This window comes from Bradyrhizobium sp. USDA 223, from assembly GCF_044909005.1.
GTDB classification, from domain to species: Bacteria; Pseudomonadota; Alphaproteobacteria; order Rhizobiales; family Xanthobacteraceae; genus Bradyrhizobium; species Bradyrhizobium yuanmingense.
This window is the reverse complement of sequence record NZ_JBIYDR010000001.1, coordinates 5,110,182-5,121,838: the sequence shown is the minus strand read 5'-3', so window position 1 is coordinate 5,121,838 and position 11,657 is coordinate 5,110,182. Positions and strand designations below refer to the sequence as shown.

Genomic DNA, 11,657 nt, shown 5'->3' with positions numbered 1-11,657 from the left:
CACCGCTCAATAATGCGGCGGAGGCTCGTTGGCAGGCCCCGGCGCATTTGCCTCGGCGTCCTGCAGCCGAGCATTGAGCTCGGTGATCTGCCGCGTCAGCCTGTCGATCTGCTTCCACTGCGCGGTGATGGTCTGGTTCAACGTCTCGATCGTATCGTCCTGATAGGCGAGGCGCGTTTCCAGCGTGTCGATGCGCTCGCTCAGCGTCTTGATCTCATTCGTCACGCGTTACGTCCTTGTTTTTCTCGCGCAAGCCGTGGCCGAGCGCCACGCGCTCGTCGAACACGAAGCATTCGCCGCGCCAGCGGCTCTCCGCCTCCGGCACCTCTTCCAGATATCTCAGGATGCCGCCCTTGAGGTGATAGACCTCGGCAAAGCCGCGTGCGAGCAGATGCGCGCTCGCCTTCTCGCAGCGGATGCCGCCGGTGCAGAACATCGCGATCCTGCGGTGCCGTGCCGGATCGAGCTGCTCGGCGGCAAAGTCCTTGAACTGGCCGAAGCTCTTGATGCCGGGATCGAGCGCGCCCTCGAACGTGCCCATCGCGACCTCGAAGGCGTTGCGGGTGTCGAGCACGAGGGTATCGGGTGCTGCGATCAGCGCGTTCCATTCGCGCGCATCGACATAGGTGCCGACCTGGCGCGTCGGATCGGCGGCCGCATCGCCCAGCGTGACGATTTCCTTCTTCAGCCGCACCTTCAGCCGTCCGAACGGCATCGCCTCCGCAGCGGAGAATTTCAATTCGAGATTATCGAGCCTGCCGGCGAACATGTCGCCGCGTGCGAGCTCGTGAGCGAAGGCGTCGATCGCCTCCCGTGCACCGGCGACCGTGCCGTTGATGCCCTCCTGCGCCAGCAACACGCTGCCCTTCAGCCCAAGGCCGGCGCAGCAGGCGCGCAGCGGCTCGCGCAGCTCGCGGTAATCCGGGAGGGCGACGAATTGATAGAAGGCACAGACCTTGTAAGGCGTATTGCTCGACGTCATGGCCGCTCGTTTAGCAGGCGGCCCGCGCCCGGAAAACCCGCATCGCAAGAGCCTGCAAAAGGTCCATACGCTCAGCGGATAGCAGCCATTTTCCTGGTATGCCAGCATTGCCCCGCGGGGCGGGAATGTGCCATGTAGACGCGGTTTTCGAGATGGCGCGCCAACCGCGCCGACGGCCAAGAGAGCAAGACATTCGATGAGAAACTTCCATTTCCCCGGCAGGTCCACGGTCCACGCCACCAATGCGATGGTGGCGACCTCGCATCCGCAGGCCTCGCTCGCTGCGATCGAGGTGCTGCGCGAGGGCGGCACCGCGGTGGACGCGGCGGTTGCCGGCTCGGCCCTGCTCGGCGTGATCGAGCCGCAATCGACCGGCATCGGCGGTGATTGCTTTGCGCTGATCCAGCCGCGGGGCGAGGGCAAGATCGTCGCCTATAACGGCTCCGGCCGTGCGCCGAAGGCGGCGAATGCCGACTGGTACCTCGAACGCAAGATCAATTCCGTGCCGCTGACCTCGGCGCATGCGGTCTCGATCCCTGGCGTGATCGATGCCTTCGCGACCGTCTTGCGCGATCACGGCAAGTTCGGTTTCGACCGGCTGCTCCAGCCCGCGATCAAGGCGGCCGAGGAGGGCTACGTCATCGCGCCCCGCATCGCCTTCGACTGGAAGAATCAGTTCGAGAAGCTGAAGAACGGTACCAACACCGTGCGCTATTTGTTGCCGGGCGGCCAGCCGCCGGTCGCCGGCGACGTCATTCGCCAAGCCGAGCTCGGCAAGACGCTGCGCGCGATCGCTAGGGACGGCCGCGACGCCTTCTACAAGGGCGAGATCGCGGACGACATGGTCGAGACCCTCAGGGGCATCGGCGGCCTGCACACGCTCGACGATTTCGCCGCGCACACGACCGAAGTGACCACGCCGATCGGCACCATGTACAAGGGCTATGACGTCTGGCAGTGCCCGCCGAACGGCCCGGGCGTCACCGCGCTGTTGATGCTCAACATCCTGTCGCGGTTCGATCTGACCAAGTACGCGCCCGTGAGCGTCGAGCGCTTTCATCTCGAGGCGGAAGCGGCCCGCATCGCCTACATGAACCGCGAGATGCATGTCGCCTCGCCTGCGCACATGAAGATCAACGTCGCCGAGATGCTCGAGAAGGGCTTTGCCGACGAGTACATCAGCAAGATCCGCCTGGACGGCATGCTCGACCTGCCGAACGTCGCGCCGCCCATGAATCCCTCGACCATCTACATCACGGTCGTGGACAAGGACCGAAACGTCTGCTCGTTCATCAATTCGGTTGCGCATTCCTTCGGCTCGGCGATTGTCTCGAACAAGACCGGTGTCCTGTTCCAGAACCGCGCCGGCGGCTTCCGCATCCAGCCGGGCCATCCCAATTGCATCGAAGGCGGCAAGCGCCCGCTGCACACGATCATGCCGGGCCTGCTCACCAAGGGCGGCCGTTCCACGATGTCGTTCGCGGTCATGGGCGGCCAGTACCAGCCGACGGGCCAGACTCATCTCCTGACCAACATCCTCGACTACGGCTGCGACGTGCAGGAAGCGATCGACATGCCGCGCGGTCTGCACTACGAGGGCCAGTATCAGCTCGAGGACAGCGTGCCGGCGGCCGTCGTCGAGGGCCTGAAGAAGCTCGGGCACAAGACCACCAGCGTGGTCGGCCCGCTCGGCGGTGCCCAGGCGATCTGGATCGATTGGGACAAGGGCACGCTCACCGGCGGCTCCGATCCGCGCAAGGACGGCTGCGCGCTGGGTTATTGATCGCCGGCGCAGTTCCCCACGGCGAGATCAGGAAAAGTTGACGAAGGGCGGCGCGGCATTTGCAGCGCCGCCCTTCTTCATCCGGAACTGCGCCCATTGCTCCAGGTTAAGGGGCGATGAGCGGTGCAGGCGTGCGCTGCTTTGCAGATCAGCGGCGGAGGCCTGCCATGCCCGACAAACCAGGTTCCAGATCATCCGGATTCGACCGGCGCGCCTTCATGACCGGCGCGGCGGGCAGCGCGCTGATCCCGATCACGGCGCGCGCGGCGTCGGAGGACGCGCGGGCGTCAGCGGCGCAGGATCCGTCGCTTCCGGTCGAGGTCACGCTGAACGTCAACGGCAAGGACAAGCGCCTGAGCATCGATGCGCGCACCACGGTGCTCGATGCCTTACGCGAACATCTCAAGCTCACCGGCAGCAAGAAGGGCTGCGACCACGGCCAGTGCGGCGCCTGCACGGTGCTGATCGACGGTCGCCGCGTGGTGTCTTGCCTGACGCTGGCACTCGCCGCCGAGGGGCAGGAGATCACGACCATCGAGGGCCTCGCCACCGACGACCGCCTGCATCCGATGCAGCAGGCCTTCATCGACAACGATGCGTTCCAGTGCGGCTATTGCACGCCCGGCCAGATCATGTCGGCGATCGCCTGCGTGAAGGAAGGCCATGCCGGCAACGAGGCCGAGATCCGCGAATATATGAGCGGCAACATCTGCCGCTGCGCAGCCTATCCCAACATTGTCGCCGCCGTGAAGCAGGCCGCGCCCGAGATCATGAAAGGCTAGGCGCATGCGACCGTTTTCGTATCAGAGAGCATCAGACCCGGATATGGCCGTGCAGGCGCTCGGCGCCGCCGCGGCCGCCAACGATCCGCTGACGAAGGCGGCGGCGCAGCCGCTTGCCGGCGGCACCACCCTAATCGATCTGATGAAGCTCGACGTGATGAGGCCCACCGCGATCGTCGATATCAGTCCGCTGGCCCATGCCTGGTCGGCGATCGCGCCAGGCGGCGACGGCTTGCGCCTCGGCGCGCTCGCCAAGATGTCCGACGTCGCCGCGCACGCGGAGATCCAGCGCAACTATCCCGTGATCGCGGATTCGCTGAAGCTCGCCGCCAGCGCCCAGCTGCGCAACATGGCAACGCTCGGCGGCAACGTGATGCAGCGGACGCGCTGCAACTACTTCCGCGATGTCTCCTATGAGAACTGCAACAAGCGCAACCCAGGCTCCGGCTGTGCCGCGATGGACGGCGTTAATCGCATTCATGCGGTGCTCGGGACCTCCGATCAGTGCATCGCGACGTATCCTGGCGATTTCGCGCAGGCGCTGATCGCGCTCGATGCCATGGTCGAGATCACCGGCAAGGCCGGTACGCGCAGCATGCCGTTCGCGCAGCTTCACAAGGCACCAGGCAGCACGCCCGACATCGAGACTGCGCTTCAGCCCGGCGAGCTGATCTCGTCGTTCTCGATTTCCGGCCGCTGGCCACGCTCGGTGTATTTGAAGGCCCGCGACCGGCAATCCTACGAATTCGCGCTGTCGTCAGCCGCGATCGCGCTCGACGTTCAGGACGGGGCGATCCGGGACGCCCGCGTCGCGCTTGGCGGCGTCGCCACCGTGCCGTGGCGGGCGCGTGAGGCCGAGGCGCTGTTGAAGGGACAGAGGTTCGACGAAGCTCTGGCACAGCGCGTGGCCGATGCCGCCTTCGCAGACGCCCGCGGGCGCCGGCACAACAGCTTCAAGATTGCGCTCGGCAAGCGGGTCGTGGCACGCGCGCTCCAGCAGGCCGTAACGATGGAGATCTGACCATGACCGCTGCAGCTCCCGGGCCGAAGACAAATATGGGGCAGCCCGTGCCGCGCTATGATGCAGCCGCAAAGGTGACGGGGCGGGCGACCTATGCCTCGGACATGCCGCTGGACAATCCAGCCTACGCGTTCCTGGTCACCAGCGCCATCGCCAAGGGCCGCATCGACCGCTTCGACCTCGACGATGCCAAGCGCGTCCGCGGCGTGATCGACATCGTCACGCACGAGAACGCCCCGAAGCTGAAGGAGTCGAAACTGTTCAGCAATGGCGGCTATGCCGGCACCACGATCCAGCCGTTGAAATCGGCCGAGATCGCCCATGACGGCCAGATCATCGCCGTGGTGGTGGCGGAGAGTTACGAGGCCGCGCGCGAAGCGGCCAACCGCGTCAAGGTCAGCTATAGCGCTGCTACGCCCAGCGCGACTTTCGATTCGCCGGGGACGACGACAGCCGCCGCGAAAGGACAAAACTCGCAGTTCAAGGAAGACCCGAAGGTCGGGGATTTCGCCAAGGCGTTCGACGCGGCCGAGGTCAAGCTGACCGCCTCCTACGCCACGCCGACGCAGCATCACAATCCGCTGGAGCTGTTCACGACCAGCTGCACCTGGATGGGCGACAATCTCGTCATCTACGAGGGCAGCCAGTATGTCCATGGCCTGAAGAACGGCGTGGCCGAGCAGCTCGGCATCGACGCCGACAAGGTGCGCGTGGTCAATCCCTATGTCGGCGGCGGATTCGGCTCGCGAGGTTCGATGACGCCGCGCACCGCCATCATCGCCGCCATGGCCAGGCGCCTGAACCGTCCGATCAAGCTGGTCCCGACCCGCGACCAGGGCTTCACCATTACCACTCATCGCGCCGAGACCCGTCACGAGATCAAGCTGGGTGCAAGCCGCGACGGCAGGCTGGTCGCCTTGAGGCATGAGGGGGCCGAGGTCTCCTCGCGCCCCGACGCCTATTGCGTCGGCGGCACCAAGACCACGACGCGGCTCTATGCCTGCCCGAACGTGGACAGCCTAGTCTCGATTGTGCGTGCCGATCGCAACACGCCCGGCTTCATGCGCTCGCCCCCCGAGGTGCCGTATCTGTTCGCGCTGGAGAGCGCGCTGGACGAGCTCGCGGTGAAACTGAACATGGATCCGGTCGAGCTTCGCCGTATCAACGACGCCACCAGGGATCCCATCGATGGCAAGCCCTACACGTCGCGATCGCTCATGGCGTGCTTCGACGAAGCCGCCAAGGCGTTTGGCTGGTCGCAGCGCTCGCCGCAGCCGAAATCGATGTCGGATGGCGACTGGTTGATCGGCTACGGCTGCGCCGCCACGTGCTATCCGACGCTGGCGGGACCGTCCGCCGCACGCGTGCGCCTGCAGCGCGACGGCCGCACGCGCGTCGAGATCGCCGGCCATGAGATCGGGACCGGTGCCTACACCGTCATAGCCCAGACTGCTGCCGAGCGGCTCGGCGTGCCATTGGAGAAGGTTGCGGTCTTCATGGGCGACAGCGACCTGCCGCCCGCGCCGGTTGCCGGCGGCTCCAATTCCACTGCCAGCACCTGCTCGGCCGTGATGATGGTGTGCGATCAGATCCGACAGCGCCTGTTCAAGGCGCTGATGCCCAGCGACAGCCTTGCCGACAAGGCCAAGGAGACCGTCGGCATCAGCCCGGCTCCCTCGACCCAGGCGGCCAAGGGCGATCGCTCGCTCGACATCGAGAAGGCGTTCGATGCGCTCGGCGTCGGCGTGGTCGAAGAATATGGCGAGTGGAAGCCGGAGGGCGCGCCGCTGGATTCCTTCAGGGCCATGCACAGCGGGCAGGTCCGGCTGGTCGGCGGCCATCAAATGAAGGACCAGATCGCCTATGCCTTCGGCGCCGAGTTCGTCGAGGTCCGCGTCAATCGCTTCACGCACGAGATCCGCTGCCCCCGCCTTGTCGGCGCGTTCGCGGCGGGCAGGATCATGAATCCGCGCACCGCGCGCAGCCAGCTCATGGGCGGCCTGATCTGGGGCATGTCCTCGGCGCTGCTCGAGGCCACCGAGATCGACGAGCGCAATGCGCGCTACGTCAACGACAATCTTGCCGATTACCTCGTGCCCGTGAATGCCGATGTGCCCGGCGTCGAGGTGATTATGCTGTCCGAGCAGGACGATCACATCAACCCGTTGGGCGCAAAGGGCCTCGGCGAGCTTGGCAATGTCGGCACCAATGCTGCGATCTGCAATGCGATCTATCACGCCACCGGCCAGCGCATCCGCAGGCTGCCGGTTCGGCTCGAAGATATCGAGCTCTAAAGGGGGTGGAAACGGCGACCGCCTTGGGTTAGACACCTCCCGCCTCAAACGGAAGGTGTTTTATGCAGCGTTTCCAGCGCGCGCTCCTCGCCCTGATGTCGGCACTCGCGATCACCGTGATCGCCAGCGTGTCGCATTTCGTTTCTACCACGGCCTCGGCCCAGACCGCAGGAAAGACCATGACCACAGCTTCAGGCTTGCAGATCATCGACTCCACCGTCGGCACCGGTGCCTCGCCGCAGCCCGGCCAGATCTGCGTGATGCACTACACCGGCTGGCTCTATGAGAATGGCCAGAAGGGCAAGAAATTCGACAGCTCCGTCGACCGCAAGGAGCCGTTCGAATTCCCGATCGGCAAGGGCCGTGTCATCGCCGGCTGGGACGAAGGCGTCGCCTCGATGAAGGTCGGCGGCAAGCGCACGCTGATCATCCCGCCGCAGCTCGGCTACGGCGCCCGCGGTGCTGGCGGCGTGATCCCGCCGAACGCGACGCTGATGTTCGACGTGGAATTGCTCGCGGTGAAGTGACTGACGTCTCTACATCGTCATGCCCGGGCTCGTCCCGCCTGCGCGGCCGAAGCGGCTTCGGCGAGGCGAAGGCCTGGGCATCCACGATCTTCGTGCCGTGCGGTCTAGACGTGGATGGCCGGGTCAAGCCCGGCCATGACGGATGAAATCGATACAAGCAAAAAGACCGGCCTTGCGGCCGGTCTTTCAGTTTCAATCCAACGCGCGTCACTCCGCGGCGCGGCGAGCCGCAGCGGCGGCGCGATCCATCGCATCCTTCGCGGCGTCCTTGGCATCGCCCATTGCCTGCTGGCCCTTGCCCTTCACTTCCTGCACCACGCCTTCGCCTTTCATCCGATCGGATCCGGTGGCTTCACCGACGCCCTGCTTGGCCTTGCCGATCGCCTCGTTGGCGGTGCCCTTGATCTTGTCGGTCGTGCTGCCCATGAAAATCTCCTTTCAGTTTGCTTGGAATGACAACGCTGGGCGGCTATGAGGGTTCCGATTTTGGTATGGCTTGCGGCTGCGGCTTTGGGTTAGTTTGCCGCGCACGGAACCAACAGAAAGCAAGTCCCATGACCGGCCATGACCATTCGCATTCCCACCATGACCATGGTCATCATCATGATGACCGCTGGAAACATGACGGCGTGCGCGTCATTCCCGGCAATCAGCTCGATACCAATGTGCCGTCGACAGCGGGCATGGACCGTGCGGCCGCGATCAATTTCGCCCGCGTCGGCGCCCAGAAATTGTGGGCGGGCACCGTCAGCATCAAGCCGGATGCCAAGACCGGCGCACATCACCACGGCCATCTCGAAAGCGTCATCTATGTCGTGAAGGGCAAGGCGCGCATGCGCTGGGGCGAGAGCCTGCAATTCACCGCGGAAGCCGGCCCTGGCGACTTCATTTTCGTCCCGCCCTACGTGCCGCACCAGGAGATCAACGCCAGCCCCGACGAGGTGCTGGAATGCGTGCTGGTGCGCAGCGACGGCGAGGCGGTGGCCATCAACCTCGACATTGAGCCGGTCGAGAAGCCCGAGACCGTGCTGTGGATCGACCCGGTGCACCGGGATCCCAACGAGAAGAAGTAAGTCTCTTCAGGGGCGCGGAGAGCGGCGCGACAGGGCCCCCGCAGTCGGGGTCCAAAAATTTGTCGGAAGTCATGTCGGATGGCGGCCTGGCCATCCGTCCTTGGCCAGTACCCCGCCAAGGAGCTTCCGATGCCCAAGATGATCTTCGTCAACCTGCCGGTGACCGACCTCAAGCGCGCGACTGCCTTCTATGAGGCGGTCGGCGCGGTCAAGAACCCGCAATTCAGCGACGAGACCGCGAGCTGCATGGTCTTTTCCGAGACCATCTTCGCCATGCTGCTGACTCACGACAAATTTCGCCAGTTCACGCCGAAGCCGATCGCGGACGCCAGGATCTCCAACCAAGCGTTGTTCTGCCTGTCCGCGGACAGCCGCAGCGAGGTCGATGACATCGTTGGCAGGGCGGAGGCTGCAGGAGGCGTTGCCGATCCCAGCCCGAAGGACGAATACGGCTTCATGTACGGCCGCAGCTTCGAGGATCCGGACGGCCATATGTGGGGCGTGAACTGGATGGACCTTTCCGCCGCCCCTCTGCAGCCCGACCTGGCGAACGCCTGAGCCGAAACAGCAGACCTCAAGAGGAGCATTCACCATGTCCAAGCTCGTGCCCTGCATGTGGTTCAACGGCGATGCCGAGGACGCTGCAAAATTCTACGTCTCACTGGTCCCGAATTCGGCGATCACACACGTTCAGCGCAACGTTTCGGACGGCCCCTCCGGCAAGGAAGGCTCCGTGCTCGTCGTCGAGTTCACCGTGGCCGGACAGAAGCTGGTCGCGCTCAATGGCGGGATGAAGATGGAATACACCCACGCGATCTCGCTGATGATTCATTGCGACGATCAGGCCGAGGTCGACCGCGTCTGGAACGCGTTCCTCGCCCATGGCGGCAAGGCGGAGCAGTGCGGCTGGCTGAGAGATCGCTGGGGCGTGGCCTGGCAGATCGTGCCGAAGGTGATGTTCGAGTTCCTGTCGAGCCCGGACAAGGCCGCAGCCGCACGCGCGATGGCGGCGATGATGAAGATGGTCAAGCTGGACGTTGAGGTGTTGCGGCGCGCGTTCGAGGGCAAGTCGGCCGCGTGAGGGCGGGTCGCTCTCGCCACATACTCACTGTCATCGCCCGGCTTGACCGGGCGATCCAGTACTCCGAGACGGCAGTGATTAAACCGATGGGCCGCGGCGTACTGGATGCCCCGGTCAAGCCGGGGCATGACAGCGGAATGTGAGGCGGGATTCTCGCCGGCTAATAATTGATCCGCAGTCCCACGCCGCCGTGGATGGTGTTGCCGACCGGCTGCGGGCCGAGCGTGCCGTTGGCGAAGAGGTCCACGATCCAGCCTTTCTGCACGCGGAAGCCGAGGCGGCCGCCATATTCGAACCAGCCCTGGTTGCCCATGGTCGGCACCACCGTGCCCTGGCCGGTCACTGTGGCGACGATGCCGCTGTGGCTGGCGAAGGACTGCACCCAGCCGCCATTGATGTTGGTCTCGATGTTGCTGCCGAACAGATGCGTCCACTGGCCGCCGATCTTGACGAGGCTGGTGCGGTCGGTGCCATCAGCGATGCTGGCGTCGAACGGGTTGAACGCCACCGCGCTGTCGCGATAGCCGGAGACGCGTTGCCAGAGCTGCCAGACCTCGATCGAGGCCGCGACCTCGTCGCGCGGCGAGAGGCGGCTCATCCAGCCGGCGCGGCCGTAAACGGCGTAGTTGGACGCGTTGGTCGAGCTCGTCACGGTCACCGGCCCGAGGCTGGTGTCGTAGCTGCGCGTGTAGCGCGCCTTCTCCCATGGGGTCAGGATCGCGCCGACGTCGAAGAACGGGCGCGACGAGCCCCAATCGGTGAAGTCGTAGCGCAGCGCGAAAGCGCCGATCGGTGCGCTCGTGATCTCGTAGCCGCCCCCTTCGTAGTGTGTGTAGGCGATGCCGGCGAGCAGCGACAGATTGTTGGTCAGCTGCTTGCGGCCGTGGATGCCGGCCGAGAACGAGCCGGCCGAGCCGAACGCGCTGATGCAGTCGCCGCAATTGATCTGCTCGTTGACGCCGAGCAGCACCGTGCCGAGCACCCGGTTGGTGATCATCTGATTGAAGCGCTGATTGGCAAGGCCGCCGATCGAATTGCCACTGGAATCCGCGCCCGTCGGTCCCGACGGCGACGGAGCCGGGCTCGGTGAAGGCGACGGATAGGGGCTGGGCGATGGGGAGGGGGTCGGCGTGGGCGAGGGATTCGGCGACGGGGAATAGGTCGGGGACGGATATGGCGACGGCGAATAGGTTGGGGAGGGAGTGGGCTCTGGTTCACCGCACTCGGACCCGCACTCCGAGGCCTGTGCAGCCGCCGGGCGGGCATCGAACGTGACGAGCGCAAACGCCGCAGATGCGGCCAGCGCAACGGCAAGGATGAGGTGCCGGACGGTGAACTTCGCCATCGTCAGCGCCCGCACAGCATGGCGTCGTCCTCGACGGCAGGCGTGATGGTCGGCGAGGCGCCGGCGTACTGGTTGACTGCGCACAACCCGGCGCTCGCGGCGCAATTGGCGGCGAAGGTCCAGGGCGGCGTGTTGCTCTTGGTGATGCTCACCTTGCCGCCAGTCGAGGTGATGATGGCGGTGTCGCCGGGCTGGGTGAGTTGCACGCACTGGGCGCTCTTCGTGCACACGCTGGCCGCGCCGTCCTGAAGCACGACGACGGAGCGCCCGCGCTGCGAGAGAATATCGAGCGTGGTGCCGCGCACGCCGATGGTGGCGAGCGGCGTCGTGATCTTGTAGGCGGCCTTGTCGGAGCGTCCGGTGACGAAGCGGAAGGCGCCGGTGGTCATGCGAATCGCGACGTCGCGATAGCTGTGCTCGTCGTTGAAGACGGTGCGGTCGAGCTTCAGCGTGGCGCTCGGCCCGAGTGATAGATTGGTGCTGTCGGCCATCACGAAACGGGCCGCGCTGTCGGCGCCGGTCCGCACGGTCTCGTCGCGCAGCATGCTGTCGCCGACATTGATCGGCGTCGTGGTCGCTGCGACCCGCACCACTTCGTTCTGAATGACGACAGCCTGGCCGACGCGCGTCTGCGCTTCGGCGCCGGATGCCGCACAGATTGCGGCCGTGAGCAGTGTGGAGAAAAGGCAAAAACGCAAATTCATTTCGCAACCGATCGATGTGTCCCTGATCGTACCGGAACGCGCGCGCTTCTGATGTGGCGGAATTA

General features: G+C 65.2%; 13 protein-coding genes. 8 read left to right on the top strand and 5 right to left on the bottom strand.

Translation table 11 applies throughout. The features are described 5' to 3' along the window. Positions 1-6 precede the first annotated feature (6 nt). Both ABIA40_RS23825 and ABIA40_RS23820 read right to left on the bottom strand, forming a co-directional pair. Positions 7-225: a SlyX family protein gene (locus ABIA40_RS23825; protein ID WP_036024763.1), complete on the bottom strand. Its 219-nt coding sequence runs from the start codon at positions 223-225 to the stop codon at positions 7-9. Then, a complete protein-coding gene (locus ABIA40_RS23820) occupies positions 215-982 on the bottom strand; it encodes a rhodanese-related sulfurtransferase (protein ID WP_404543453.1) in 768 nt (255 codons plus the stop codon). Before ABIA40_RS23820 ends, ABIA40_RS23825 begins: the two co-directional genes overlap by 11 nt. A 196-nt stretch (positions 983-1,178) precedes the next feature. On the opposite strand from ABIA40_RS23820, the gene ggt reads away from it, so the two are divergent. From ggt to ABIA40_RS23795, 5 genes are all read left to right on the top strand, one after another. Beyond that, entirely contained in the window at positions 1,179-2,765 is a 1,587-nt protein-coding gene (gene ggt / locus ABIA40_RS23815; RefSeq protein WP_271538436.1) for a gamma-glutamyltransferase, read from the top strand. Between the two features lie 167 nt (positions 2,766-2,932). Next, on the top strand, positions 2,933-3,547 hold the full coding sequence (locus ABIA40_RS23810) for a (2Fe-2S)-binding protein (RefSeq protein ID WP_404543452.1): 615 nt from the start codon (positions 2,933-2,935) through the stop codon (positions 3,545-3,547). Between the two features lie 4 nt (positions 3,548-3,551). After that, positions 3,552-4,568 (top strand): xanthine dehydrogenase family protein subunit M, encoded by a 1,017-nt coding sequence (locus ABIA40_RS23805; RefSeq protein WP_271538432.1) that lies wholly within the window; start codon positions 3,552-3,554, stop codon positions 4,566-4,568. 2 nt (positions 4,569-4,570) lie between these two features. Continuing rightward, entirely contained in the window at positions 4,571-6,862 is a 2,292-nt protein-coding gene (locus tag ABIA40_RS23800) for a xanthine dehydrogenase family protein molybdopterin-binding subunit (RefSeq protein ID WP_271538430.1), read from the top strand. Between the two features lie 62 nt (positions 6,863-6,924). After that, positions 6,925-7,389 (top strand): FKBP-type peptidyl-prolyl cis-trans isomerase, encoded by a 465-nt coding sequence (locus tag ABIA40_RS23795; RefSeq protein WP_036013901.1) that lies wholly within the window; start codon positions 6,925-6,927, stop codon positions 7,387-7,389. A gap of 207 nt (positions 7,390-7,596) precedes the next feature. Here ABIA40_RS23795 and ABIA40_RS23790 read toward each other — a convergent pair whose 3' ends face one another. After that, on the bottom strand, positions 7,597-7,815 hold the full coding sequence (locus tag ABIA40_RS23790; protein WP_036013900.1) for a CsbD family protein: 219 nt from the start codon (positions 7,813-7,815) through the stop codon (positions 7,597-7,599). Between the two features lie 128 nt (positions 7,816-7,943). Between ABIA40_RS23790 and ABIA40_RS23785 the strand changes: the two genes are divergently transcribed. The 3 genes from ABIA40_RS23785 (at position 7,944) to ABIA40_RS23775 (ending at position 9,543) form a co-directional block, all read left to right on the top strand. Beyond that, positions 7,944-8,462 carry a cupin domain-containing protein gene (locus tag ABIA40_RS23785; protein ID WP_128262978.1) on the top strand — a complete coding sequence of 173 codons (519 nt, stop codon included), beginning with the start codon at positions 7,944-7,946 and terminating at the stop codon, positions 8,460-8,462. Between the two features lie 129 nt (positions 8,463-8,591). Further along, positions 8,592-9,020: a VOC family protein gene (locus tag ABIA40_RS23780; protein WP_128262979.1), complete on the top strand. Its 429-nt coding sequence runs from the start codon at positions 8,592-8,594 to the stop codon at positions 9,018-9,020. 34 nt (positions 9,021-9,054) lie between these two features. Further along, positions 9,055-9,543 (top strand): VOC family protein, encoded by a 489-nt coding sequence (locus ABIA40_RS23775; protein WP_275497513.1) that lies wholly within the window; start codon positions 9,055-9,057, stop codon positions 9,541-9,543. Between the two features lie 160 nt (positions 9,544-9,703). On the opposite strand, the gene ABIA40_RS23770 is transcribed toward ABIA40_RS23775, so the two are convergent. Both ABIA40_RS23770 and ABIA40_RS23765 read right to left on the bottom strand, forming a co-directional pair. Further along, positions 9,704-10,888: a hypothetical protein gene (locus ABIA40_RS23770; RefSeq protein ID WP_404543450.1), complete on the bottom strand. Its 1,185-nt coding sequence runs from the start codon at positions 10,886-10,888 to the stop codon at positions 9,704-9,706. A gap of 2 nt (positions 10,889-10,890) precedes the next feature. Next, positions 10,891-11,592 carry a FecR domain-containing protein gene (locus tag ABIA40_RS23765; protein WP_057026234.1) on the bottom strand — a complete coding sequence of 234 codons (702 nt, stop codon included), beginning with the start codon at positions 11,590-11,592 and terminating at the stop codon, positions 10,891-10,893. Positions 11,593-11,657 lie beyond the last annotated feature (65 nt).

Coding starts and splice junctions, on each gene's coding strand:
- ABIA40_RS23810 (WP_404543452.1), top strand. CDS start 2,933: ATGCCCGACAAACCAGGTTCCAGATCATCCGGATTCGACCGGCGCGCC.
- ABIA40_RS23790 (WP_036013900.1), bottom strand. CDS start 7,815: ATGGGCAGCACGACCGACAAGATCAAGGGCACCGCCAACGAGGCGATC.
- ABIA40_RS23785 (WP_128262978.1), top strand. CDS start 7,944: ATGACCGGCCATGACCATTCGCATTCCCACCATGACCATGGTCATCAT.
- ABIA40_RS23795 (WP_036013901.1), top strand. CDS start 6,925: ATGCAGCGTTTCCAGCGCGCGCTCCTCGCCCTGATGTCGGCACTCGCG.
- ABIA40_RS23800 (WP_271538430.1), top strand. CDS start 4,571: ATGACCGCTGCAGCTCCCGGGCCGAAGACAAATATGGGGCAGCCCGTG.
- ABIA40_RS23780 (WP_128262979.1), top strand. CDS start 8,592: ATGCCCAAGATGATCTTCGTCAACCTGCCGGTGACCGACCTCAAGCGC.
- ABIA40_RS23805 (WP_271538432.1), top strand. CDS start 3,552: ATGCGACCGTTTTCGTATCAGAGAGCATCAGACCCGGATATGGCCGTG.
- ABIA40_RS23775 (WP_275497513.1), top strand. CDS start 9,055: ATGTCCAAGCTCGTGCCCTGCATGTGGTTCAACGGCGATGCCGAGGAC.
- ABIA40_RS23770 (WP_404543450.1), bottom strand. CDS start 10,888: ATGGCGAAGTTCACCGTCCGGCACCTCATCCTTGCCGTTGCGCTGGCC.
- ggt (WP_271538436.1), top strand. CDS start 1,179: ATGAGAAACTTCCATTTCCCCGGCAGGTCCACGGTCCACGCCACCAAT.
- ABIA40_RS23765 (WP_057026234.1), bottom strand. CDS start 11,592: ATGAATTTGCGTTTTTGCCTTTTCTCCACACTGCTCACGGCCGCAATC.
- ABIA40_RS23820 (WP_404543453.1), bottom strand. CDS start 982: ATGACGTCGAGCAATACGCCTTACAAGGTCTGTGCCTTCTATCAATTC.